Here is a 25,537-nt window from a genome sequence, read left to right as displayed (position 1 = left end):
ATCAAAACTCTCTATCAATGTTTATAAAACAAAATATATATAGAAAAAACAGTAACAATATTTGTAGATATTATTACTGTTTTTATTTTATTGTTCTAATAATTTTAAAGTATCAATTATAAACGAAGGACTGCTAATTTTTTCACCTTTTACTAATATTATCGCTTATTCTAATCTATAAATTAAATATTCAGATTCGCAAGGCATACCTAGGGCTAAATGGGTTTGCTTTTCTTTCAAGTCAAAAATTGAGGACAATACAGTTTTATTTGTACCGTTTTTTAAGTTAACAATAACACGACTGTAACCTCTACAGTTTTTCTTACTTGTATACTTAACTGAACCAATAGTGAACAGCTCTGTTCTGTAAAGTCCAATGTTTTTAGCTGAGACAGCATCTTTAACGTTCTTTATTACCAGATAAAAAGTTCCTTATCGGTTAATTTCCAGATTGCTTCAATAAAAAAGTAGTCTCCGTATATTATTGAAAATTCATGGTTTTTATCGTGAAAAGCCGCTGTACATTTTTCTAAGATATTATCAACCTGATCATCCCAATTGCAGCTTTCCTCTACCAAAGCTTTTATTAATTTAGTGGCAGCCTTCTCATAAACTATTCTATCAGCTTCCTTTACTTGCTTTGAGATTTCTAATAATCCACAGGCAGCAATAGCAGCTGCAGTTGAGTCCTCATAAGTACAATCCTCTGGTTGTCTAAAGTCAACAGGTATTAGCCCACTGTCTGGTATATTGGCGATAAAATAATTTGCAACCCTAAGTGATGCACCTAAATACTCTTCTTTCTTTGTATGAATATAACTCAAAACAAATCCATATAAAGCCCAAGCCTGTCCCCTAGTCCAAGAAGAACCCTCTCCATAACCCTGACCGCCAAGGGATTTAATATATTCACCAGTTTCTGGATTAAACTCAACAATATGATTTACAGAACCATCTGGTCTTATAAAGTATTTTTCTGCTGTATCTGCATGAAGCATGGCAATCTGCTTGAAACGCGGATCACCTATTTCCTTTGATGCCCAGTAAAGCAAAGGAAGGTTCATCATGCAATCAATAATTGCTAAACCTGTATTCTTGGTTTCCCCCCAGTCATTCCAAGCCCGTATGAAGGAACCAGCAGGATTAAATCTTCCAGCCATATTATTTGCCGCAAGCAGTGCTCTGTTTTTAGAAGCAGTATTACCTGTTAATCTGTAATTAGCAACAGATGTAGGAAGCCACTTAAAACCATTGTCATGATCTAACCCCTCTGCCTCCATAAGATTTTTATCCAGTATTTTTTCATTATTCTCTGCGATTTCTCTATACAAAGCATTGTTTGTAGCGTGATATAACTGCCACATCATACCTCCCCAAAAACCATTGGTCCACCAACAAAAATTACTTTTCGCCATGTCGTCAAATCTGCCATCAATGATTGTATAAGGTATGTTCTCTCTATTACGACCTACAACAATTTCAGATTTTTTAATTATTTTCTCAAAAGTCTCCTCTACCCAATTTAATTCACTCATATACCCTTTTCCTCCCATAGCTTTTTAAAGTTAAAACTTTTATATAATAAATTTTATAGTTAAAGATATCTACTTCATATCTATTACTCTGAACAGATAAACTACTCCAAGCCTTAGCCTAAATAACTGTTTCTACAGATCTACAAATATTTATAACTTAGCTTATCCTATCTTGATATCATGGTATCCCGATAATCCCTTGGCGACATACCAGTAAATCTCTTAAACTGCCTTGAAAAATGAATATCGCTTTCATAACCGCAATTCTCAGCAATAGTTCTTATGCTAAGTACAGACTGCAAAAGATAGAACTTAGCCTGCTCTATTCTTGCATTGATTACATCATTCATACAGCTTGTCTGAAATGTATGTTTATAAATGTGCTGCATATAAGAAGAACTAATCTTAAGCTCCTTGCACATTCTAGTAATAGTCCACTTCTCCTGGGGGTTATTATAAATCTTAGCTCTTAGTTCCAATAACTTTTGATACAAAGGCTGTGATTTTATGGAATCGTTTTTATTTTGGAGCTGCTCAGAAAGACGATATAGTAGTATTTTTACATAATGATCTAAAATATCCTCCTTGTATGGACTTTTTGAATGCATTTCATTAATAATTAAATTTAGGATCAAGGACAGAGATGTAATATCATTTAGTACCACCGGTTTGTTTAAAACAATATTAAGCTCTTCAAAAGGCGGCTCTTCCCCTTCAAAATCAAAGTGCAACCAGTCATTTATATATTCACCACTTTTATTTCTATAGTTAGAAGGCACATTTTTATCAAATAAAACCATGGTTCCTGGAGGTGTCTCATATTCATTTCCATCAATCGAAAAAGAGGTCTCTGACTTTGTAATCAGTAGCAAATAATCTTTACTACCTTCAACATGTCTTACCACAAAATTCTGAGGATGATGATTGTTACACCCTCCTATATTTACCTTTATCATAGTTTTCTCCTAATTTAATCAATTGTTCTATTACCACTTATCATATAATCCATTGTTTATTTGAATTATAGTCTTATTTTAACAAATTCTCTTGTGTTTACAATATCCTATTCAGCTATAACTTAACACATCCTGCTTTTTTATATATAAAATGCTCCTCTATAGTTGCAGTCTTATCCTCTTCACTGTCTATTATAAAGGAGCATATGGCATAAACTTTAGTACTTTTTCTATAATTATTTGCAGATTAAATCTCATTAATTTTTTTATTGTTTACATGTTAAATCGTTAACTTTTTAAATTTTTAAGTTTTTAAAAATATAACTTTTTAACAATTTACTTATATAATGCTGGTTTGAAGGACTTTTACTTCTTTAAAGTATCTGTTTATTAAACATCTCATCCAACATCATTATTTCTTTCTTTGCACTTACAGCATGGTTTCCAAGCAATACATCAATGGTGAAATCATTGCTCAGCATAGTGCGATACATTTCAATAATATTATTTTCAGGTAACTGTCCCATTAACTTAGTTTCAGGTGGAATCACTGGAATCCCTGATTGCTCTACCTTTTGTAAATTTTCTTTAAGCTCTTTGGCAATCTTAAGTAGAGCACTTTCACTCTTTGCCGTTTCTACATCCATCATGCCGTCACTTACATAAAAATGTTTGATTACTATGGCTGTGGCAGTATGTGAGATATGGAAGGCTTTAATATCTTTTTGTATTTCATAATGCAAAGCAGCTGTTTCAAATATTTGTGCAAGCTCTTTCACTCTTTCGGTAACCTGCCCATTTATTTCACCAAAGATAGTTCCTTGGTGTTTTTCAGTACCAAACTGTGCATACAGGACTCCATCTTTGATATCTCCACCTGCACCAGGAAATCCAGGAAGCAATCTCTCTCCTACAACTTCAAGCCAAGGTTCATATCCCATGGTGTTGGTCAAGGTGATAATGTTTTTGCTCTTATTATTCATAATTGTAGACAATGCTTCTTCCGCCTGATCATAACGCACTGGAACAAATATAAAATCGTAGATATCGTCATCTTCAAGTTTCTCTATTATTTTAATTTCTATTGTTTTTACGGTGCCATTATCGTTATATAGTAGTCCATCTTTTTTAAGTGCTTCTAGTCTATTTCCTCTAGCAAGCAATGTTACATCCAGTCCGGACTGTGCAAATCTAAGTGCGTATATACTACCAACCACACCAGCTCCAAATACCAAAATCCTTTTTTGTTTTATACTCATTGTTATCCATCCCTTCAAAAAATTATAGAAGAACCACTTTATTTTAAAACTTATATTCAGCTCTCCTCTTAGAAGATAAAGGAATTTTGAAAATATCTTTCATATAGAAGCAGTTCATCTTTACATGTTGTTTAAGCAACATCTGTATGATAGTATAATAGTACGACGTTCATAAGAGTACAATAATCAGATTGAGTGAAAAGTTGCTTAGGCAACATATTTTAATATTTGATGTTTTGAAAGGAAGATATATATGGTAAATCAAGAAGATCCAAGAGTTTTGCGCACACGCCAATTAATAAAAGAAGCTTTCAGTGCTTTATTACAAAAGAAAGGCTTTGATTCAATTACCATAAAAGATATCGCAGAAAGGGCTTCTATCAATAGAGCTACCTTTTATGCTCACTATGAAGATAAATATGCTTTACTTGAAGATATAACAGAAGTAGCTTTTAACAAAATGATTCCTGAAAAAGTTCTACATTCGAAGGAGTTTAACGATGAAACCTGCAGCCAGCTTATTTTAATGACCTACGACTATATTGTATCCTTCTATAAGACCTGCAGATTAGATTCAAAGTCCATTGCTACGCTCGTAGATGAAAAGATTAGAAAAATGCTTCAACAAATGATAGAGAATATATTTTCAAAGGATGCTACGTTCTCTACACTAGATAACTTAAATATAAAGATTATTTCAGCAATGACATGCTCTGCTATCTATAGTGCTGCTTATTCTTGGCTTAAGGAAGGCAAAGATAATAGTCCTGATTTGCTTTTAGATCTTGCTAGTACATATGTAATGAAGGGGTTAGAATTATATAGTAATAGTCATTCTTAATGGCTCCATTTATTTATGGATTTAGATTTATGCCAATATATGTTGAGCATAAGTCCACATCCCCATTAATCTGTTTTAGTGAAAAATAAATTTACAAGATAGATAAACATAGTGATTTCAAGCGTATAACCTATATTCTTAGGCTATACAGTAAAAGTAAAATATATTCACCAGTCAGCTTTTTCGCATATGCCCTCTGAAAGGCGGATGCACAGAAAGGCTCACTAAAATGCTCCAAGTTATTAATTTTAAGATTGGTAACTATGAATCTCCTAACGCAGAAGAAATCATCACAGAGCAGTGAAGAAGATCTTATGAAGAAAAATGTGAAAATAACTTACTTGAGGACATAAAAAATAAAATATAACGAAATAGGATTAGTATATTGTGGATTTACAAAAGAGCATAATTTAAACAAGCAGCCAGGAATAGAAAGATAGTATCTATTCTTGGCTGCTATGTATTCTAAAAACTATTATTTATCCTAATATTTGTTTCAAATCCGCATCAGGTGTGCTTATTGGCTTTATATCAAAATTGTCAATTAAGAATTGTAATACATTTGGTGTTAAGAATGCAGGTAAGCTTGGCCCAAGATACATTCCTTTTACTCCTAATGAAAGCAACGCTAAAAGATCAGCAACAGCTTTTTGTTCATACCAAGAAAGTATTATTGATAAAGGCAAATCATTAACGCCACATTTAAATGCATCAGCTAGAGCTAAAGCTATTCTAACTGCTGAATAAGCATCATTACATTGTCCAACATCTAATAAACGTGGAAGTCCTGCAACTTCGCCAAACTGTAGTTTATTAAAACGATATTTTCCACATGCTAAGGTAAGAATAATTGAATCCTTTGGAACTTTTTCAGCAAATTCTGTATAGTAGTTTCTTCCAGGTTTAGCACCATCACAACCTCCGATTAAGAAAAAGTGTTTAACTTTACCATCTTTAACTGCATTTATTATTGTATCAGCATGGCTTAAAGTTGCTTTATGCCCAAACCCAACTAAAATTTCTTTTACTTCCTCATCTTTTTCGAAACCACCTAATTCTAGGGCTTTATTTATTATTTCAGTAAAATCCTTATATCCATTTTCATCTTTATCTATATGCTTAACTCCATCCCATCCAACAACACTTGTTGAGAAAATTCTATCTTTATAAGAATCTCTTGGTTTCATCAAACAGTTAGTTGTCATTAAGATGCAACCAGGAATATTATCAAATTCTTTTTGTTGATTTTGCCATGCACTTCCGAAATTACCTACTAAGTGAGCATATTTATTTAATTCAGGATATCCATGAGAAGGTAACATTTCGCCATGAGTATAAATATTTATACCTTTACCTTCAGTTTGCTTTAACAGCATTTCTAAATCCTTTAAGTCATGTCCTGAAATGACTATAAACGGACCTTTCTTTCTATTAACATTTACTTTTGTAGGAGTTGGCGCGCTATAAAGACTATTATTAGCAGTATCAAGAAGTTCCATGATTTTAACACTGGCTTCTCCAGTTTCAATTAATACTTTAATTAAGTCATCTAAGGTTAAAGCGTCATCGGTTAAAGCAGCTAAAGCTTTAAAATAGAAGTTATCCACTTCATCATTATTGTATTTCACAAATCTTGCTTGATGTGCATAGGCAGCAATTCCTTTTAGACCATACTTTATAGTCTCTCTAACAGAACGAATGTCAGGATCTAAATTCTCATCATACATGATTCCAGCTTTTTTAGCATCTTCAAACATAACTTCAGTAGAGTCGCTTAAATCATATAATGCTTCAGGAGCTTGTATTCTCCCAGCTTGTACTCTTTCACGCAAAGATTCTTTGATTTCTTGAGATTTTTTTAATTTAGCCCTATGATCCGCAGGATCAAAATTAACATTAGTCAAGGTCATAAATAATGAATCCTCTACAAAAGAAACTACACTTTTATCTATTACTTCACCATTTTTTAAAAGTTCATTAGCATATAGACTAATTCCTTTTAACTGATAAATCAATAAATCTTGCATAGCTGCAATGTCAGGGGTCTTACCACATACACCAATTTTAGTGCATCCTTTACCGCCGGCAGTTTGTTCACATTGATAACAGAACATTTCTTGAACCATAATATCAATCCTTTCAATTCAATATTTTTGACTTTACTTCTATATTTTACAGTAACATTGGCAATATATGCAATAAATTATCAGAAAATTCAAAAACAAAGGTGTATATTAACAAAATTGTCACTTCGTTTATAAATATTCAATTGTAATTTTCAAATATTGCTTTTCAATTTACAAAGTGGCCACTCGTCTTTCTATTACCCCTTATCCATGTCGTATACCCTATATATTTTGCATAATGCAAAATATATTTGACATTTAGTATAACATATTATACTATATATACATAATATGGAACAGGAGGTTATAGCTTACATGAAAAACATAAGATTGAAAATGGCTAGAGTTGAAAAAGATATGTCACAGGATGAACTGGCCAAAGCTGTGGGCGCTACAAGGCAAACCATAGGTATGATTGAAGCTGGCAACTATAACCCTACACTAAAACTAGCCATAGCCATATGCAAAGCGCTTGGTAAAACCTTAAATGATTTATTTTGGGAGGAGTAGAAATGGGCAAAAGCAAATTTATTATGGATGAAAGAAGTAAAAAAAAGTTAGAAGAAACCGCTACAGCAGTATTAGGACTTTTTTATGTTATCTGCACCCTAGAGATGATAATTAAGATAATTGTAACTCATGACTATTCAAGCACATTAGGTGAGTTAATAATTTTACTTTCCGTTACCTTCACTTTCCTTATAGTACAAAGATTTAACAGAAGCTACTCACCGACACTACCAAGAAAAAACAATGGAGAAGAGCTAAGTGCTGAAAATACAGGAAAATCAAAACTAAGAAGATTACTAATCTATGCTAAGGAATCTGTTATATTCGCTATTAGCTTAACAGTATTTTCTTTAATAATGGATTACATTCTTAAAAAACAGGATGTAACCCGAAACCTAGAATTTTGGGTAAATCAGCTTTTAAGTATTATACTGGGCTCTGCAGTGATTTTTATAATAGATACTTTATTAAAAGAACGAAAAATCAAGAAGTACAATAAGTGGAATGAGAATCTAGACAAATAGGAGGTTATTATGTTTTTTAAAAGAAAACTTAAAAATTATGCAAAAGGCAGTGATGAAAGAACAATTGAAGTAACCGGAAATGCCGCTATCATAACCCTCATAGTTGGACTCGGAATATTCTTAATTGAGATGCTAGTTAAAGTTAAAATCACAAAAAACTTATATTCAATTACCTGGGAAGCCTCACTTTTATTATTAATGATAGTTATATTTGTGATTATTCATTTACTCAATAAAATACCAATGAAAAAGTAGGATGCTTCATTAGTAGATTCGTTTTTATTTCGAGCTTAGTATACTCTAATGCTCATATAAATTTATTGTATTAAACAACCAAGGACTTCATTCTATCACAAAAAGCAAAAGCTATCACTAATCTTGGCACCCTTATTTTCATCTATTTTATATATCTATCTTATGGAGTAGTCACTCTTTATATCACTGAAAGTGCCCATAGATATAATGATGCAACAGAACCATAAGGAGAGTATCTTTTTCTATATGTATCAAACTTTTTCTTTGGAAGTTCTTTAAGCCCATATAAATTCATCATACCTCTACGGATAGCTAGGTCTCCGAAGCTCACCACATCAGGACGACAAAGTGAGAAAATCAGTAGCATCTCAGCTGTCCAAACGCCAATCCCATTAAGTGCTGATAGCTTTTTTATAATTTCTTCATCGCTTAAAGCATTTAGTTCATTAAAGTTTATTTCACCAGAAACAGCAGCACTTGCAATTCCCTTTATATATCCAGCTTTTCTCAAGGTCATACCACAACTTTGAATGTCAGATAAACTTGTTTTCTCAATAGTTTCTGGTGTAATTTTCTCAAGTAGAACACATAATCTGTTCCACACAGTTTCTGCAGCCTTAGTTGAAATTTGCTGGCCAATAATACTTGAAACAAGTGCCTCAAATGGATCTGGAGTAACTTTACGTTTTATCATTCCAATTTTCTCTATGGCCGCGCCAAGTTTTTTATCCTTACTTTTTAAGTATTCTATCTCTTTTTCTCCATATTCAAAAATCTGCATTTTCTTTTGCCCTCTCCATATCAAGTAGTGTTTTTTTAAGTTCAATTCCTCCACGATAACCAATAAGGGAACCATTAGCACCAATAACACGATGACATGGAATAAATATTGGTATTGGATTGCGGTTATTTGCAAGGCCTATAGCACGAGAGGCTTTAGGATTGCATATTTTAGTAGCTATACTCTTATAACTTACGGTTTCACCATAGGGAATTTCACAAAGCTTTAACCAAACATCTTTCATAAAAGGTGTTCCTTGTGGTTCCAAAGGCAAAGAAAACTCTTTAAGATTCCCTTCAATGTAACTTTCAAGTTGCCTGGCAGCTTCCTTTAATATAGGAGTTTCATTTACTTTCATATCCTCAGGAATTTTATCATTCTGAAAATATAGATTAGTTATTTTCCCATCATTTTCTGCTATAGCGATTTTACCAATTTCAAATTCATATAAATACATATGCACTACAGATCACCTCTACTTTTCCTATACTCACTTGGAGTTAACTCAGTTTGTTCCTTAAAACATTTATAAAAATTAGATAAACTCTTAAAACCAGTTGCATAAGAAACCTCAAGAATATTCATATCGCTTTGCTTTAGAAATTCTTTTGCTTTTTCTACCCTTAACTTAATAATATACTGTGTAGGAGTAAACTTAGTATGCTGTTTAAAAAGCCTACTTAAGTGGTTTGCACTAACACCAAGTTCCTTTGAGATATCATTTAAATCAACTTGTTTATTAAAATATGTATGAAATATATTTTCAGCCTTTTCTACTAACTCTAAATTAGGTTGAAAATCAACCTTATCTGGACAACATCTCTTGCATGGACGGAACCCACTGTCCAAAGCTTTTACTGGATTATCAAAGAAAATCACATTTTCACGTATTGGAGTCTTAGACTTGCAGGATGGTATGCAGAAAATTCCTGTTGTCTTTACTCCATAGAAGAAGAGACCATCATATTTCCTGTCACAACTGATAACTGCTTGCCATTTTTCACTGTCTAAAATTTTAATATATTTCTTCATAGGCTTTCTCCTCATCAATGTTCATCTAAAAATCTTTGTAATCAATCGCACCATATATTAGGCTCAAGACTCTCTATATCCATTAAAGTATTTCCTAAATCTTCATTTTAAAATATAATAATACTTTCTTAGCCAGATCTGGTTTATAAATCATTAATGCACATCCTGGTACATAAGCTTGTTTAATTATTATCTCTCAAAAAATAGTCCTATTACAAACATATTTTACATCAAATTAAACTATTTATCTTCCTATATTTCATTAAGTAATTTTATGTTGAAGGATAAATAACTATATCAATATTGTTCTAAAACATAGCCTAAGTTCAAAATATAACATATTAAAACAAATAACAAAAGGCAGCTTTATATAAGCCTCTCTATATAAAACCACCTTCTAAAAATTATAATATTTTATTTACAGAGTTATGGTTACTCCATCTCCATCTGCTGAGATAACTTCCACTAATTTTAAGCCTCTATAGCCTCTTAGATATTTTATACTCCTTGCAAGCTCATCAAAATCTATGCAATCAATTATGTCCCTTTGTTCTTGACTAAGATGTTTTCCTGACTTTTCTATAGCAAAGGACGCTATCCTACAGCCAAAACTTGCAATACTTAAAGGTACTGGAATAAAAAACTTTCTACCACTTTTTTCTCTTATATAAATCCTCATTGCACATATCCCCTTCTGCATTCCTTTTTCTGCACAGAAGAATTATTAATGCCTGTGCCTTTAATGCTGTTATTCAACACTAATCTCAACGCTGTCCCCTTTTTCGCTTTTTACATCTACAATCGTACCGTCCAGTCCATCACTTACAGCCTGAAGAATAGCTTGAATATCTATATCCTCCATACCTTCTACGCCTTCTATTTTAGGTATTCTCTTAATAGCGCCACCTATGGTTCTTATAAATTTAACTGGTACATTTATATTTACGTTATCTCCATGTTGGGAGTTAACTCTGATCTTTAGCATTTTATCAGCGTTAATTATCGCAGGAACCTCACTTCTAGAAGCATATAAAACATCTATTAACTCTCCTGCTTTTTGTGCGTCAATTTTACCCTCTTCAAGCATCTTTAAAACTTTCATAACTTCATCATTCATTTAATTCAATCCCCTTTTTAATTATTTTTTCAATAAATTTATCGCTTGCTCTGCTGTAATCTCTCCTTTTTCAAGCTTGTCAATCACTTCAGAACTGTTGTCTTCTTTTTCTTTAATAGGTGCATAACCTAATGAAACAATTAGATCTTCAATTTTACTTCGAACTGTGGGATAAGATATTCCAAGTTCCTTTTCAACATCTTTAATATTACCTCTGCATTTTATAAAAACATCTGCAAAGTTTAGTTGCTCCGCAGTAAGGTAAGAAAACTTCGAAAGTTCAAAGTCATTTTCAATAACAGTATTACATTTCTTGCATTTTAACTTTGTAACTGTAAGCTTTGAACTACATACAGGACATCGAGTTAATACTTTATAAGCCATACAAATCACTCTCCATAGTTTTATTATACTACCATTATTTATAATTTCAATATATTTATTGATTTATTTTATAATTTTTAATTTATATATTAATTATTTTAATTTTAATATTAATTTTATTGATAAGCATATTAATTATTTATATATATTTCAGTGATATTACTGTAAAATGTGTTAGAAAACTTCATTATCAATAATTGTATTTTACTTGATTTATAGGATTCCTAACTCAACTATTAAGTTATACTTGTTCGATGTAGAAATCCTTTAAAGATGTACCACTTCAATCCCAAATCTATTTTTAAAACTCTTATTAATACCACGTAACTGTTGAAACTAAGAATATAAAAAAGGCCTTATATTATGTATTAAATAAATGTTGTTACTGCTATAAAAGGACAAGCTATAAAACACCAACATTTATTTAATACATAAGTTAATAAGGTAAAAAAATATACACATAGGTTACAACATGTGATATATCAACATTTGAGTAATTATATTTAGTTCATTTAAATTAATTGGAGTATATTAGATTTAAGAATTAAAATATACCATGGTATAATATGAAAAGGATTTATTTTTTAATTACATCATTAGGGGGATTTTTTATGAAAAAGTTAGGGACTATTTTAGGAATTATAGGAGGCGTCATAGGTGTTATTAGTTCGATTTTAGTACTGTATGGAGGCATAACTACTTTGCATAAAATTAATGATTTAGCCTCATATAGTATGATTGTATTTTCTTTTGTCATTTTTGGATTAGCAGTTTTAGGAATTATGATGTCTATAAATTCAAAAAAGAATTCGAAAAAATCAGGAATAATTCTAATAGTAGATGCCATTATTGGTTTAGTATTTGGGACTTTTTATATAGTAACATCAATATTATTTGTACTTTCTGGGATATTGCTATTGATTTCAAAAAACCAATCAAGAATTAATCAATAATCAAAAACTAGAAAAATATAAAAAAACGCATTATTCAGAAATGAATAATGCGTTTTTTTATGTCTCAATGCAAGAATAATGACATATAACAGATCAATTTTAAAATATGAACAATACCCTTTGAGAATTCAGTGTAGAAGTAAAAAAGTAATGTTATAATTTTCAACTAACTATATTATATCTTGGGTTTAATTGGTTTTTAATGGTATAATTACAAGTAATTAAATCAGAGTGGTATAAGTATTTAAAAAGTAATACAACATAGGAGGAATAAAAACATCGTGAATAAGTGGATAATTATTACTTTTGTTACTACTGCGTTAGGTCTAATTTTAATGTTAGTTTCATTTATAGAACTACGGAAAATATCAAAAAAATTAGATCAAATGGATGAAATGGATTTTGTTCCTGAAGATATAATGTTAAACCTTGTTAAAAATCAAAGATTAGAAGTATTAGGAATGTCAATAACTGCAATATCAGGGCTAATTCGTGTTTTTTTAAGATAATATTAATATAAGTATAATGATAGTTCTCAGTAGTAATTTATGACGCAACGGTTAGTTAACATAAAAGATTGATTTATATAGCAAGGAGATGATTATAAATGGAAAAGGAATAACGGTACTTTATTCTGACCAATGTCCAATTAAGAATATTACTGAAGCGGCAAAGGAATGTAGCTTGGATATTAGGTTACATAAAATTGATAATCATATAGAGGCTCAAAATTCGCCATCTCCATATGGAACTTTTAATATTATAGTAGATGGTAAGTTCTTAACACATAGGATTTTTGATAAACAAAGATATATAGGAATTCTAAAAAGCGGACAAGTTTAGGTAGTTTTAAATGGAGTTATATCTGATTGCCAATAAAAGAGTATTTATTATGGAGGTGTAATTATGTCAATAATCAAAGGGTTGGAATGGACGTTTAATACAGAAGCCGAAAGGTATGAAAAAATGCGACCAGGATATGTTTCGGAGCTGTACGAAGATATTTTTAAGTATATCCCAATTAATGAATCCAGTAATGTTATCGAAATTGGTATTGGCGGAGGACAGGCAACACTACCAATTTTAAAAACTGGGTGTAAATTAACTGCTGTGGAATATGGTGAAAACTTGGCTCAATTATGTCGTGAAAAATTCAAGGAGTTCCCTAAATTTTCAACTGTAACAACTAAATTTGAAGATTTTGTGTGCGACAATAATTTATACGATCTAATTTATTCTGCATCTGCATTTCACTGGGTACCAGAAGAAATCGGATACAAAAAGGTTTATGAAATGCTAAAAAGTGGCGGAGTCTTTGCTCGTTTCGCTAACCATCCATATAAGGATAAAGGCAGAGAAGAAATTCACGAAGCATTACAAAAAATCTATTCTGTATATATGCCTGATGGTGTTGCTCCTAATGAGTACAGTAAGGACAATGCAAAAAAACGTGCAGATATAGCACAGAAATACGGATTTGTTGATATAAGCTACAAATTATATCATAGAACAAGGTCTTTTGGCGCAAAAGAATACATATCACTTCTCGGTACTTATTCCGACCATATTGCAATTGAACAAAATACTAGAAAAAAATTCTTTTCAGAAATTGAAGAAGCTATTGATACTCTAGGCGGTCAAATCACAATTTATGATACCATTGATTTACAGCTTGCGAGAAAACCATAATTAAAGATGAACCACTTCGTAATAAAATATATTATTTGTAAATTCTCCTACCAGAAGCCGTGAGATCTTCAAAAATAATTTTCGGTTCGAAGTGGTACATCTATAGATAAACTACTTCATATTAGAATTTATCCAAATAAAGCTTCGTAGAACCATCGAAAGCTTTATTTGGGGTTTAATGACTGAAGTAGTTTATCAGTTCAGCGGAATAGATAATCCAGTTCTATGTAATAAAACTAAATAATAATTTTGATAACTATAAATGGTAATAGGCTTATCAAATATAGATTCTATTTGGAACTGGTTTATCTATATATGCTTACATCGCATTGACCATATTCATTATCTCCTACAGCAACAAAAGTGCCGTCAGCTTTAAGACCTACGGTATGAGCACATCCAGCTGCAACTGCCACTATATATCGCCAGCTACTAACATTACACTGTCCATACTCATTCCAGCCTACAGCCACAACAGTCCCATCAGCTTTAAGACCTATGGTATGACTACTCCCCACGGCTATAGCTACAATATCGTTCCAATCCCTTACATCACATTGACCTTCATTATTTTTACCTGTAGCAACCACTGTACCATCGGCTCTAAGACCAACCGTATGAAGATACCCTGCAGCTACTGCTACTATGTCTGTCCAGTCACTTACGTTGCCTTGACCATATCTATTATTACCCACAGCCATAACTGTGCCATTTGCTTTAAGTCCAACTGTATGCCAATCCCCTGCTGTTACTGCGACAATATCAGTCCAGTGACTTACCTCACATTGACTTTCATTATTTCGACCTGCTGCAACCACCGTGCCATTTTGTTTAAGTCCAACAGTACGACGCCAACCCGCTGCAACTGCAACTATATCTTGCCAGTCATCAACATTACATTGCTCATGCTTATTCCACCCTACAGCCACCACAGTACCGTCAGACTTAAGTCCCACTGTATGAGAATTGCCCGTGTTCGTCGCCATATGAACATTACCTGCATCCACCGAAACAATGTCGCTCCAGCTGCTTACATCACATTGTCCACATTTATTATCACCTTTAGCCATAACCGTTCCGTCTGATCTAATACCAATAGTATGGCGATGACCTGCCGCTATGGTCTTTCTTACATCACTCATGTAACTACCTCTTACATTCTTCATCATTAAGTCTCTTTAGATCTTTGTTTTTTTATATTAACCCTCATATATAACAAGTTAATTCTTTATATTTTGAATATGGCTCTATTTTATTCTCATAATTGTATTTATTATTATAGCATATTTATGATTTAAGCAGCATATTACATTAAGGAAATAATTGTGTAAGGAACTGCTATGACTTTTAAATATGTACCTGTGCTAAGAAGTTTGACAGCTGAGAGAGATGCACTGAAATATCAAAAGACATCAACTAAAGTAATGCCACTTATTGAGTTAGTATCAGATAAGCCTCGTGAGAATTCAAAATTAGATCTTAAAGCCTTTAGTAAGCAATTATTTAATAATATGACCAATCCTTTTTTTGTCGACATTCCTATGTATATTAAATTATCTAAAAGAACAAAGAGTTCTGTTAGCGAATTTCTTTCTCATATTTATGAAAATCAGATTATGAGATGTATTTATTTAAATTTGTTATCAGATATTTGCCCTGGAAGATTAGTACCTGTAGTATCTTATAATCCTAATACTCCTTATATTAAAGAACTTATTGTAGAGCAAGTAAGATTACTAAGACCTAATTACAAGAAGCTTGCATTTAGAATTTTTGTACCTTATAACAACTCAATAATTGATGAATTAAAAACAGTTTTGAAACCACAAGATATTGTTCTACTTGATATCTTTCAGCAAAAACATAATAATCCATCTCTACTCCACATGTATTCAGAAATTAATACGTTGAAAAATACACTAGGATATACCACTGTAATACTGCATTCAGCACTTCCTGATAAATTAACAAACACTAAACTTATAGACAATCAGATTATACAGGACGCAAGTACTGATCTTATAGTTTTATATAATAGCCCAAAATATAAATTTGATGCTTTTGGTGACTTCGCAGGCATAAAGGTTTCTAATTTAGAAAACATCCCCGTTTCAAGCCCAGCATATATCCACTACTCTGCATTATCAAACAATTACATTGGATATAAGGGTCTCTACAAAAAAGTTAGATCCTTTGAAACCATGGTATTACCTAAATACACTTTTTCATCTTACTGGGCAAGTATCCCTAAAAATCATAAGTACTCCTGCTATGGCTGCACCTTAATCGAGAGAATGCTACAGGGGAAAGTGAAAATCAATTATGCCCCTAGATGGAAGACACTAACTATATGTCACTATATAAAATCAATGGATGAGGTTTTATAGAATATAAATTGGAGCATGGATGAATATATTTAAACATATTCATCCATGCTCCAAATTCATCTTATAATCATAAAATTACATTTTCCTGCTCATATTAGTTCTTTAAATTAAATATCTAAGTGATCTCTACTTATATTTACAATAAAGTTTAAACCCCATGACAAAGATCCCAATTAGCACAATAACCGTCGCAATAAATCCACCTTCTGGCCCAAAAGTGCCCCCAGTAAGAAAGCTTGCCGAAGTCGCTTCTGTAAGCAATATACTTTCTCCATAACCATAAAAACCGCTCACTGGAAATCCAAAGATATTTCCCAAAGTAAGATTCCACATAAAATGCAAACCTAGAACTCCCCAAATATTGTTATAGTATATGGCAATGAGTGCAAAGAAAGCTCCTGATAAAATAAGATTTATAAAAGATAATATCGTTACTCCTGAAGTAAATAAGTGAAGTATTCCAAAGATTATTGAAGTAATAACTATTGAGGTAAATGGAGTGCTTTTATTGCCTAAGCTAGGAATAAGCCAGCCTCTTATAGCAATCTCCTCCGCTGAACTTTGAACCATCCATGAAATAACTATTAATATAAATAGTAAGGGTGAAAAACTTGTATTTATTCCTTTTACTTGTACAACCTTAAAAATTATTAATAAGGCAGTTATTATTAGAATTGATAAGAAGCCAGCAACCACGCCACATATATAGCTTAATGCAGGACGCTCTGCACTAAACCCCATTGTCTTTATAGGCCTTTTCTCAACAAACTTAACCCATATAAAAAACAATGTAATCTGCACACCACATACTACAATCTTTCTAATTACTTGTATGTAACTTTGCACGTCACTTGCTTTATCAGTTACTAATGCAAGTAGTCCATTATAAATCAAACGTCCTAGAAATAATCCTACCAGCCATAAACAAAAATAGGTGATGATTATAGTAATAATATTATATTTGATCTTTTTGCTATGAGCCTTTGTAAACAATGTGTTTTTCTTTAATTTAAAATTTATCTTCTCCATAAAAACTGTTATACCCTTCAATATTTTTAAGCAAAACTTATGCAGCAAGTCTTCAAAATATCCTCAAATATTATATTGTCAGCTATTGCAAACAAAAGCATTTCCGTATAGAAAGGATACTTTCTCCTGTCATCATTCCAAAGTTTATCATTAATATCAGATATCAAGTCACAAAGCATTGGATAAGCCAAAGCATCTTCTATAAATACTTTCTTATCAACTTTACTCATAACTTTTTTATCCTCTAAATTATTTAAATACTCACTAGCTCTAGACAGCCTTATTAGAGTTTCAATATTTACTCCTGTAAGCTTTGAGTTTCTTCCCTCTGACATAGGAAAGAACATCTCAGAAGCATTAGTTTTTAGAAGTATCCAGTTAATAGAATATGCCACTCTTGTATCGTAAATAATGTATTTCTCAGGATCAATAAAACTTAAAACCTTTGTTACACTTGCTCTGCTTTCTATTTTGGAGTAATTAGCTCCCTCTGCCCTTTTCTTTAGAAAATCCTCTACTGAAGAGTTTAGCTTTTCAACATTAATTGAGTTTATCCCACCCCAGGTAGATACTATCCATTTATAAACTAGCTTTCTATCTTGAATCGAATCCATCTTATTTAAACCAGAAGATACCATCAATTTTAGTTCTGCATTTTTCTCAAAACTACTTTCCATCTGCTGCAGCTCTTGACATTGCTCAAAGCTAATTATGCCCTTTTCTTTTAACAACATAAGATCCTTATCCTTTGGAATATCATAGTTATACAATTCCTCAAACTTTAACGCATATGGTAATAAATACTCTACTATTGCTTCAATATTGAACATAAATTCATCCTTCTTCCGCATTTTATATCTATAAATGTACCCTTTGTAATAATCTATTATTTTTAAAATCATCTCACAAAAATCAGTAAGAGTTTTAAAAATAGATCTCCGGTTGAACTGATACATCTTTATAGCCATGCTACATATTATTGTGATTTATTAAAATAATACTTCATACTTTAATTGAAAGCATTATTTTAAGTTTAATTTTAATTGATTTTTTCTAATCTTAGTACCTCATTAATACAATTATCTATCTGCAAATCCTCATTTATACTTGAATCCTTAACATAAACATCCGGTTCAGTGTTAAACTCTTCATCACAGGTTCCATCTAAATGCGTACCAAGAGCTGTCTCAAATTCGAATAAAAACGCACTTTTAGGCAGCATTACTGTGGTTGGACCGATTCCATTGGCTCCACCTTTAGTTTTTTCTCCTACCAAAGTAGCTAGTTTACTTTGTTTGCAAAAAACCGCTAAGGATTCTGCCGCAGAATATACTGATTTGTCCACTAGTAAATATATATTTCCTTTATAATTTATTGAAGCTTTAGGACTAATCTCATCTTCATCAGTCTCGTAATATTTAAAATCACTCAATACTTCTTTAGGAAGATTAGGAAGCTTGCTTATTAAATCCTTGTTTACTACGCCTACCCCTTTTAAGTCATCACCATAAGTGTATCTTAAATACTCTTTTGAAATGTCGCCATCCCTATAAAAGCTATATGTTGTACTGGAAAATGGTTTATTAATAATCCTTGGAAATAAAACCTTCTTCCAATAAGCATCCGTTCCACCTCTGTTTCCTCTTATATCAATTATTAGGCTTTTGTAATCACTTACTTTTTCTAAATACTTGTTAAGAGCCTTCTCATCCTCTTCCATACTACTATCATCAAAGGACTTTATCCGTATATAGCCAACCTTATTTTCAACTATATCTTTAGCGATAATATTATCGCCATGAGTACTTTCTCTTGCTTCCTGCTTTCCATTATCCTTGGATTTATTATCATCGAGATTTTTATTACTAGCATCTATATTGTTTCTTTCTAGAAAGGTTTTGTTCTGTAATATATCAAGTGTATTTCTTTCATGCCAGTTGTATTTATGTTTTTCTTTATCTATCTCATCTTTCTTTTTTAAAAGATCCTTTATTTCTTCAGCATTTACTTTATACATAGAGGTGTGTGCATTATTTAAATCATTTAATATTCCTTGCAAAACCATAAAAAAGTCAGTATCATTTTCAGTTTCTTTTACCCTTTGAATATACAGTTCTTTATTTTTCTCCCAATCTATATTATTCACTCTTTTATTAACTTCCAAAAAGGGATAGTTCTCTTCTATCACTTTATATAAATAATTAAAGTCTTCTATTTTTTCCTCTTGGGATAAGTCCTTAATTACTTTGTTAGCAGGGTAATCTTTACTCACAGCTTTATCAGCTTTTTTAAACTTAACAGCCTCAATAGTAAATATTATTGCTGTTAAAATAATTGCTGTTATAAGAACTAGATATATTTTATTAATTTTTATATTGCCTAACTTAAATTTCGTAATAACCAACTCCACTTTGAAAATTTATATAATCATTTATGGATTTATAATATATATATTTTACCATAATTTTCAATACGATGTTGATTATTGTATGCAATATATAAAAAAGCAGCTAAAGAGACTTTCTTTAACTGCTTTTTATGTGTATTTATTTAATTAGCTGTATTTCTACTCTATCTTTGTCTGTATTATTTATTATTTATGAGATTTAAAAACTCTTCCTCAGACAGTACTTCAATTCCAAGCTCCTGTGCTTTACTGAGTTTACTTCCTGGATTCTCGCCTACAACTAGAATATTTGTCTTTTTGCTTACACCACTTTTTACATTTCCACCATACATAATAGCAAGTTCTGAAAGCTCTACTCTGTCTTTCACGGTCTCTCCCGTAAATACTATGTTTTTACTATGTAATATATCCTCTATGATGTTTTCCTTAGCTCGTTCAAGCCTAGCTTTATTTTCTTCTCTTTCTTCTTTATCAAACATGAAACTTCTTTTAGGTTTTGTTTCACTAGCACTAGTATTTCCACCTAATTTGCTCCATTTTTTAGGTTTTAGTTTTTTCAAGAGTTCTAATAAATCTAATACATCTTGCATTGCAGTATGCTCTTGGCCATCTTTTATACCGTAATGTTCTAATAAATCCTTTAACTTATAACTATCTAACTTTTCCATCTTTCTTATTGTATTCATGCTACAATAAAATACCTGATCTTTATCTACCCAGTTCCAGAAATCAAGAAAACTTTTATCAAAGCTAGCATTATGAGCTACTAGTGGATACTTATATTTAAGAAGGAAATTTTTGAATTCTTCTCTTAAAGCTTCGTTTTCCTCGATATTCTCGAGGCCTGCGCCATAACCTTTTTTATATTCTTCTTCATCAGTAATAATTGCTAAGTGTAACTTGTCTATAACTTCATAATCTTCAACGACTGTAGCTGCTACTTCCCTTATTCCGTCTTTTGGAGAAAAGCTATGAGGTGTTTCTATATCAACTACTATAAATCGCTCTTTTTTCTCCGCTTTTTTATTACTCAACTTACTTTCATCTGTTTTTTTATCTTTTTTAGTTTCATCTATTTTTTTATTTTTATCTAATCCCGGTTCTTCAATTGAACCATATAGTGAAAAATCTTTTTTCTGCATGTCCAAGAAATAATCTGGATGAATACTATGAAGCTTTCCATCAACATAAAGCACTAGTTCATTATCATCTACATATCCAGCAACCTTACATTCTATATGCTTGTCTGTATAAGCACCTTTATAATAAAAGGCTTTTACTTCCGAAGCTTTTGGAGATATTAAATGCCAGTCTCTAAGTTTCTCAAGTTCTTCCTCCATGGATTCAAAAGTCTTCCATTCTCTTTTAGTTTCTATCATATATTTTCTCCTTTATAGGTTTCCAACTTCAAATACTAAGTTATCCATGCCTAAGGTTAACTTTAATTTTCGTAATAGAACCCTTCTAATTCTTAATCATCTTAACTTTCATTATTCTTATTAATATAATTATTATATGGTAGAAACCACCACATATCAAATTAATATTGTTTCTATTCCTACCTAGTATTACCTTAGTGTTCTCCCCGCTACGAGCTTGATTTTTCACAAAAAGATAAGCTTGATTTCATGACTTTGCCTTCTTTGGTGATTGCTAAATGTTAAAAATAAGAGCCTATATTATAGAATCTTGCAAAAATCACACTTATGCTTTTAAAAATAACTAACTTATAAATACAAAAGCCAATCCTGTGACTTTTAAATCACCAAATTGACTTTTTGATACTTTACTTTCCAAGGCTTGAAGTATTATATATTTAAGCTAAGCCCATTAAATCTAGCACACCAACTATTAAAAACAAGAAATCTATTAACGCCACTATTGCTACAGCTATATTTAAAAATATATAAAACAATCTTTTTTTGCCTTGTATATTTCTGGTTCTTGCCTTTTTGAAATACTTGAAGCAAATATACATAATACCTGCTAATATTAGTAATACTATTATAACTCCACTACTAGAAGATGATTCATTTTTTCCAATTGGACCCATTAAATCTAGCACACCAATTATTAAAAGAAACCCATCTATTAATGCCACTATTGCTACAACTATATTTAAAAATATATAAAAGAATCTTTTTTTACCTTGTATATCTCTAGATCTTGCCTTTTTGAAATACTTAAAGCAAGGATACATAATACCTGCTAATATTAGTAATACTATTATATTGCCCATAGTTTCAGAAGATACATTTTTTCCAATAACAAATAGAGCCTTTATAATTCCAGCTATCAAAGCCAAATATCCAAATAGGCGATATGAAAATCGTCCATTTGTAGATTTTTCCCCTGATTTAACATTAATGTTTTTTGCCTTTAAGTCTTTATCTAATTTCTTTGTTTTTAAATCTTTATCTAACTTTTTTGCTTTTAAATCTCTCTCTATTTTCCTTGCACTTAAAGCTTTCTCTATGTTTTTGCATTCTTTCTTTAAATCACGACTTATAATTTTAGAATTATTTTCATTTCTCGCATAACGAAGTATTCTAGTTAGATAATCTCTAGCAACTCTATCTTCTGGTTCTACTTGCAAAGTCTCTCTAAAGACTTTACTTGCATTAACAAAATCTGAATTCTCAATATAACTTTTTCCTAACAGTTCCCTTAAGCCTAAATCCTCTGGATTACCATTCACTAAGAATCTATAAACTTTTATAGCTTTATCGATTTTCTTAGCATAAGTATAGGTTTTCGCTTGATATAAATATATTGCAATGTCATCTTTTGCTAACTCTCTCGCAGCATTAAAGTTATCACGAGCAGTGCTATCATCATTAACCCTAATATAATATTCACTATTCATGATTTTTAAATATGGATCTTTATCATATATCTCTTCTGCAAGCACAATGAACTTCCTTGCATTGCCCAGTTCATTGTTCATTAATGCGATAAAAGCATCTTCTCTATATTTTACGTACTTACTAAAATCAACATTTGCATTGTCATCCAAATAGTTATATCTTGTAATTCTGTCCTCATTACTTAACTGCAAAAATATGTAGTTTACTATCTCCCTTGGATAATCATAATGAGTATGCCATTTTTCTTCATCGATTTGGAAACTCTCACCAAGCAACTTAAATACATCTCTTGGCAGGTAATAATTCTCTATTAAAAAATCCGCCATTCTATCACCAAGTTGATTCCTAAGTTCGAATTTCCACATTACTTCATCATTTAAAAGTTCTTTCCAATACTTTAGATCAACGCGCTTAACGAAATCGTCATATAAAGCCTGTACCTTTTCAAAGAAAACATCAATTTGCTCGCCAAGATTAACTTCCTCCTCTTTTATATTGATGCGAGGAGGTGTCTTATAGTTATAATCGTCTAAGTTGTCCTCTTCATTTGTTATTTTTAAATCAACAAATCTTTGATTATTGCTTTCATTATAAATATCACCATTGTCATTTTCATTGAACGCTTCAGAACGAACAGTGTCTAAATCTTCACCTCTTAAGGATAAATCGTTATATCCTATATTCTTCTTATGATTTTTAGCATATCTTAAGCAACTATCATATGCTTCTTTAAGGACCTGAAATCCTTCTGGATCATCTTCTGGATTAGTTTTTTTTAATTTCTTTGCATAAGCTCTCTTTATTTCCTTCACTTCTCCAGTAGGTTCGATTTCAAGCACCTGCCACATGCTCATTAATAATCAAGCCACCCTTCCAGTTGGTTTAATTTTCCTTCTAGTTCCTTTGCTGCTTTTTTTATAGCTTTATCATCCTGACTTGCTAAAACTCCATCAAAGTCTTTAAGCAAGCTTGCTATATATTGACGTTTATCTCGTAAAGATTCTTGATATAACCTCTCTCCTTTTGCAAGCAGAAGTTTATTCTCCATTTTATCTCTAGGGTGGATTTTTATATCCTTCAAGGCCTTTAATCTTTCTTCAATTTCTTTCTTTGTCATAGTTCCTTTATTCTTCTCAATAACTACGCTTTTAACTTCACCACTGGATAGTACCTTTGCTTCTACTTCTAGAAGCCCATTGATATCATAGGTATATCTTAAATCAACCGCTTCTTTTCCTGCTGGACCTTTTGGAAGATTTATCTCAAATTCTCCAAGCCATAGATTTTCGTTAATCTTACGGCCTTCACCTTGATAAACAGATATCTGCATTATGGATTGATTATCCACTATGGTAACAAGGGATTTTACTCGGCTTACAGGGATAGTTGTGTTCCTCTCAATGATTGGGAGAAAGTATCCTGATTCTATAGTTCCATCACTATGCCTAGTACTAGTTTCTACTCCAAGAGTGTATGGACATACATCAGTAAGTACCATTTCTTTTAAAGCCTCATTTCTCTCCATTAAGGCAACCTGAATTGCAGCTCCCAAAGCAACCGCTTCATCAGGATTTATATTTGTATATGGCAGCTTTCCAAACATCTTACTAACTACAGATTTTATTATAGGCATTCTAGTTGCTCCACCTATAAGAATTACCGCATCCATTTCGCTAGGACTAAGCTCCGCATCCCTTAAAGCACGTTCAATAGGATTTCTAAATCTAAATAATAGCTGAGTTGCTAATTTATCAAATTCATCTTTATTTATAACTTTTTCATAGGTTTTATCACCGAAAGTAAAAGTCATAGTTCCCGAATTGTTTTCACCAATTGCTCTCTTGCAAATCTCCGCCTGTTTGTAAAGTGCGGATTTCTCCATTGAACTTAAAGCTTCCACTTCAAGCTTTTCACTATCTATAAAATAAGACACTAAAAGATTTGTGAAATCCTCTCCTCCTAAAAAGTTATCTCCTGATATGGATCTAACCTCCATTACTCCTTCAAATAATTCTAATATAGATACATCAAAGGTTCCTCCACCTAAGTCAAAAACTATGAATTGAGTTTCCTCCTCTTCTTGATGAAGACCATAGGCTATAGCTGCTGCAGTAGGTTCACTAATAAGCCTTTCCACCTTAAGGCCTGCAAGCTCTGCTGCCTGTTTTGTTGCCTTTCTTTGGGTATCATTAAAATAAGCAGGTATGCTTATAACTGCTTCCTTCACTTCTTCTCCAAAGAAAGCTTCCGCATCCTCTTTTAAAGCTCTTAATATAAATGAGGATAATTCCACTGGTGTAAATGAATATTTACCAAGCTTGTACTCTTTATTTGTTCCCATATATCGTTTAAATACAGACGCAGTCATATGCGGATGAGTTATAAGCCTTTCCTTTGCAACTGCTCCTATAAGTATTTCATTATTATCATCAACCCCAACCACAGATGGCGTAAGGTTTGACCCATGTATATTTGGTATTATTCTAGGCCCATCCTCAGTCCAATAAGCCACAAGACTATTTGTTGTTCCTAAGTCAATTCCTATTGCAGGCATAAAATCTTCCCCTTCCAATTCTCTAATATATTTACATTATTTCTAAGCAATTTTTCGTCTAAATTATAATTTCCATTAAAATCACAACTTTAGACTATAATATACATATTGTAACATATTTTTCAAGAGCACTCTACCTTGTATAAATTAATAAATAGTGTAATTTTAGTTCCAATGGAAATAAAAAAGTTGCTGAAGATGGTCACTCAATGTCATTAAGTTAAGAGTGATTAAAGAAGCTATTACACAACGTGATAGCTTCTTTTTTAGCAATTAGCTTTGGAAGTGCAATCGGAATAAGGAAAGTAATCGGAAAATATGCATGCAAATA

At 31.7% G+C, this 25,537-nt stretch carries 26 protein-coding genes; 9 read left to right on the top strand and 17 right to left on the bottom strand.

Annotation, left to right across the window (positions count from 1 at the left end):
• Positions 1 to 413: 413 nt before the first annotated feature.
• The 3 genes from JHL18_RS21235 to JHL18_RS21225 all read right to left on the bottom strand — a co-directional run bounded on the left by JHL18_RS21235 (position 414) and on the right by JHL18_RS21225 (position 3,768).
• On the bottom strand, positions 414 to 1,535 hold the full coding sequence (locus JHL18_RS21235; RefSeq protein WP_200272953.1) for a glycoside hydrolase family 88 protein: 1,122 nt from the start codon (positions 1,533 to 1,535) through the stop codon (positions 414 to 416).
• Between the two features lie 167 nt (positions 1,536 to 1,702).
• Positions 1,703 to 2,491 carry an AraC family transcriptional regulator gene (locus tag JHL18_RS21230; protein WP_200272951.1) on the bottom strand — a complete coding sequence of 263 codons (789 nt, stop codon included), beginning with the start codon at positions 2,489 to 2,491 and terminating at the stop codon, positions 1,703 to 1,705.
• A 374-nt stretch (positions 2,492 to 2,865) separates the two neighbouring features.
• Complete coding sequence (locus JHL18_RS21225) at positions 2,866 to 3,768, bottom strand: ketopantoate reductase family protein (protein WP_243278085.1); 903 nt, start codon at positions 3,766 to 3,768, stop codon at positions 2,866 to 2,868.
• Positions 3,769 to 4,003: 235 nt separating this feature from the next.
• On the opposite strand from JHL18_RS21225, the gene JHL18_RS21220 reads away from it, so the two are divergent.
• Positions 4,004 to 4,591, top strand: a complete 588-nt coding sequence (locus JHL18_RS21220) for a TetR/AcrR family transcriptional regulator (RefSeq protein ID WP_200272950.1) — start codon at positions 4,004 to 4,006, stop codon at positions 4,589 to 4,591.
• Positions 4,592 to 5,070: 479 nt separating this feature from the next.
• Here JHL18_RS21220 and hcp read toward each other — a convergent pair whose 3' ends face one another.
• Positions 5,071 to 6,717, bottom strand: a complete 1,647-nt coding sequence (gene hcp / locus JHL18_RS21215) for a hydroxylamine reductase (RefSeq protein ID WP_200272948.1) — start codon at positions 6,715 to 6,717, stop codon at positions 5,071 to 5,073.
• Between the two features lie 315 nt (positions 6,718 to 7,032).
• On the opposite strand from hcp, the gene JHL18_RS21210 reads away from it, so the two are divergent.
• The 3 genes from JHL18_RS21210 to JHL18_RS21200 are packed head-to-tail and all read left to right on the top strand — an operon-like array spanning position 7,033 to position 8,006.
• Positions 7,033 to 7,227: a helix-turn-helix transcriptional regulator gene (locus tag JHL18_RS21210; protein WP_200272946.1), complete on the top strand. Its 195-nt coding sequence runs from the start codon at positions 7,033 to 7,035 to the stop codon at positions 7,225 to 7,227.
• Positions 7,228 to 7,229: 2 nt separating this feature from the next.
• A complete protein-coding gene (locus JHL18_RS21205; RefSeq protein ID WP_200272944.1) occupies positions 7,230 to 7,751 on the top strand; it encodes a hypothetical protein in 522 nt (173 codons plus the stop codon).
• A 9-nt stretch (positions 7,752 to 7,760) separates the two neighbouring features.
• On the top strand, positions 7,761 to 8,006 hold the full coding sequence (locus tag JHL18_RS21200; protein WP_200272942.1) for a DUF2178 domain-containing protein: 246 nt from the start codon (positions 7,761 to 7,763) through the stop codon (positions 8,004 to 8,006).
• Positions 8,007 to 8,184: 178 nt separating this feature from the next.
• Here JHL18_RS21200 and JHL18_RS21195 read toward each other — a convergent pair whose 3' ends face one another.
• From JHL18_RS21195 to JHL18_RS21170, 6 genes are all read right to left on the bottom strand, one after another.
• The gene (locus tag JHL18_RS21195; protein WP_200272941.1) at positions 8,185 to 8,787 is read right to left on the bottom strand and encodes a DNA-3-methyladenine glycosylase family protein; all 603 of its coding nucleotides are present in this window, start codon (positions 8,785 to 8,787) and stop codon (positions 8,185 to 8,187) included.
• Positions 8,774 to 9,244 (bottom strand): methylated-DNA--[protein]-cysteine S-methyltransferase, encoded by a 471-nt coding sequence (locus tag JHL18_RS21190; protein ID WP_200272939.1) that lies wholly within the window; start codon positions 9,242 to 9,244, stop codon positions 8,774 to 8,776. The genes JHL18_RS21195 and JHL18_RS21190 overlap by 14 nt, the downstream gene beginning before the upstream one ends.
• Positions 9,245 to 9,249: 5 nt before the next feature.
• Positions 9,250 to 9,819: a bifunctional transcriptional activator/DNA repair enzyme AdaA gene (locus JHL18_RS21185; protein ID WP_200272937.1), complete on the bottom strand. Its 570-nt coding sequence runs from the start codon at positions 9,817 to 9,819 to the stop codon at positions 9,250 to 9,252.
• Positions 9,820 to 10,237: 418 nt separating this feature from the next.
• Positions 10,238 to 10,498 (bottom strand): hypothetical protein, encoded by a 261-nt coding sequence (locus JHL18_RS21180; RefSeq protein WP_200272935.1) that lies wholly within the window; start codon positions 10,496 to 10,498, stop codon positions 10,238 to 10,240.
• Positions 10,499 to 10,567: 69 nt separating this feature from the next.
• Positions 10,568 to 10,936, bottom strand: a complete 369-nt coding sequence (locus tag JHL18_RS21175) for an SHOCT-like domain-containing protein (RefSeq protein WP_200272933.1) — start codon at positions 10,934 to 10,936, stop codon at positions 10,568 to 10,570.
• 21 nt (positions 10,937 to 10,957) lie between these two features.
• Entirely contained in the window at positions 10,958 to 11,320 is a 363-nt protein-coding gene (locus JHL18_RS21170) for a DUF2089 domain-containing protein (protein ID WP_200272931.1), read from the bottom strand.
• 611 nt (positions 11,321 to 11,931) lie between these two features.
• Here JHL18_RS21170 and JHL18_RS21165 point away from each other — a divergent pair.
• From JHL18_RS21165 to JHL18_RS21150, 4 genes are all read left to right on the top strand, one after another.
• Positions 11,932 to 12,273 (top strand): hypothetical protein, encoded by a 342-nt coding sequence (locus tag JHL18_RS21165; RefSeq protein ID WP_200272929.1) that lies wholly within the window; start codon positions 11,932 to 11,934, stop codon positions 12,271 to 12,273.
• Positions 12,274 to 12,554: 281 nt separating this feature from the next.
• Positions 12,555 to 12,782 (top strand): hypothetical protein, encoded by a 228-nt coding sequence (locus JHL18_RS21160; RefSeq protein ID WP_200272927.1) that lies wholly within the window; start codon positions 12,555 to 12,557, stop codon positions 12,780 to 12,782.
• An 88-nt stretch (positions 12,783 to 12,870) separates the two neighbouring features.
• Positions 12,871 to 13,116 (top strand): YoaP domain-containing protein, encoded by a 246-nt coding sequence (locus tag JHL18_RS21155; RefSeq protein WP_200272925.1) that lies wholly within the window; start codon positions 12,871 to 12,873, stop codon positions 13,114 to 13,116.
• Positions 13,117 to 13,179: 63 nt separating this feature from the next.
• The gene (locus JHL18_RS21150; RefSeq protein WP_200272923.1) at positions 13,180 to 13,962 is read left to right on the top strand and encodes a class I SAM-dependent methyltransferase; all 783 of its coding nucleotides are present in this window, start codon (positions 13,180 to 13,182) and stop codon (positions 13,960 to 13,962) included.
• 305 nt (positions 13,963 to 14,267) lie between these two features.
• Here JHL18_RS21150 and JHL18_RS21145 read toward each other — a convergent pair whose 3' ends face one another.
• On the bottom strand, positions 14,268 to 15,131 hold the full coding sequence (locus JHL18_RS21145) for an RCC1 domain-containing protein (protein WP_243278084.1): 864 nt from the start codon (positions 15,129 to 15,131) through the stop codon (positions 14,268 to 14,270).
• A 171-nt stretch (positions 15,132 to 15,302) separates the two neighbouring features.
• Between JHL18_RS21145 and JHL18_RS21140 the strand changes: the two genes are divergently transcribed.
• Positions 15,303 to 16,349, top strand: coding sequence for a beta family protein (locus tag JHL18_RS21140; RefSeq protein WP_200272921.1), 1,047 nt, complete (start codon positions 15,303 to 15,305; stop codon positions 16,347 to 16,349).
• Between the two features lie 126 nt (positions 16,350 to 16,475).
• Here JHL18_RS21140 and JHL18_RS21135 read toward each other — a convergent pair whose 3' ends face one another.
• The 6 genes from JHL18_RS21135 to JHL18_RS21110 all read right to left on the bottom strand — a co-directional run bounded on the left by JHL18_RS21135 (position 16,476) and on the right by JHL18_RS21110 (position 25,206).
• On the bottom strand, positions 16,476 to 17,378 hold the full coding sequence (locus tag JHL18_RS21135; RefSeq protein WP_200272919.1) for a CPBP family intramembrane glutamic endopeptidase: 903 nt from the start codon (positions 17,376 to 17,378) through the stop codon (positions 16,476 to 16,478).
• A gap of 26 nt (positions 17,379 to 17,404) precedes the next feature.
• On the bottom strand, positions 17,405 to 18,208 hold the full coding sequence (locus tag JHL18_RS21130; protein WP_200272917.1) for a hypothetical protein: 804 nt from the start codon (positions 18,206 to 18,208) through the stop codon (positions 17,405 to 17,407).
• Positions 18,209 to 18,417: 209 nt separating this feature from the next.
• On the bottom strand, positions 18,418 to 19,788 hold the full coding sequence (locus JHL18_RS21125; RefSeq protein ID WP_200272915.1) for a S41 family peptidase: 1,371 nt from the start codon (positions 19,786 to 19,788) through the stop codon (positions 18,418 to 18,420).
• Positions 19,789 to 19,964: 176 nt separating this feature from the next.
• On the bottom strand, positions 19,965 to 21,164 hold the full coding sequence (locus JHL18_RS26090) for a 3'-5' exonuclease (RefSeq protein ID WP_243278082.1): 1,200 nt from the start codon (positions 21,162 to 21,164) through the stop codon (positions 19,965 to 19,967).
• A gap of 437 nt (positions 21,165 to 21,601) precedes the next feature.
• On the bottom strand, positions 21,602 to 23,506 hold the full coding sequence (locus JHL18_RS21115; RefSeq protein WP_200272913.1) for a hypothetical protein: 1,905 nt from the start codon (positions 23,504 to 23,506) through the stop codon (positions 21,602 to 21,604).
• Positions 23,506 to 25,206, bottom strand: a complete 1,701-nt coding sequence (locus JHL18_RS21110; protein WP_200272911.1) for a molecular chaperone HscC — start codon at positions 25,204 to 25,206, stop codon at positions 23,506 to 23,508. The genes JHL18_RS21115 and JHL18_RS21110 overlap by 1 nt, the downstream gene beginning before the upstream one ends.
• Positions 25,207 to 25,537 lie beyond the last annotated feature (331 nt).

The organism is Clostridium yunnanense, assembly GCF_016595795.1.
GTDB lineage: Bacteria > Bacillota > Clostridia > Clostridiales > Clostridiaceae > Clostridium_AR > Clostridium_AR yunnanense.
The sequence above is the reverse complement of the archived record's forward strand: the minus strand, read 5'-3'. Positions and strand labels throughout refer to the sequence as shown.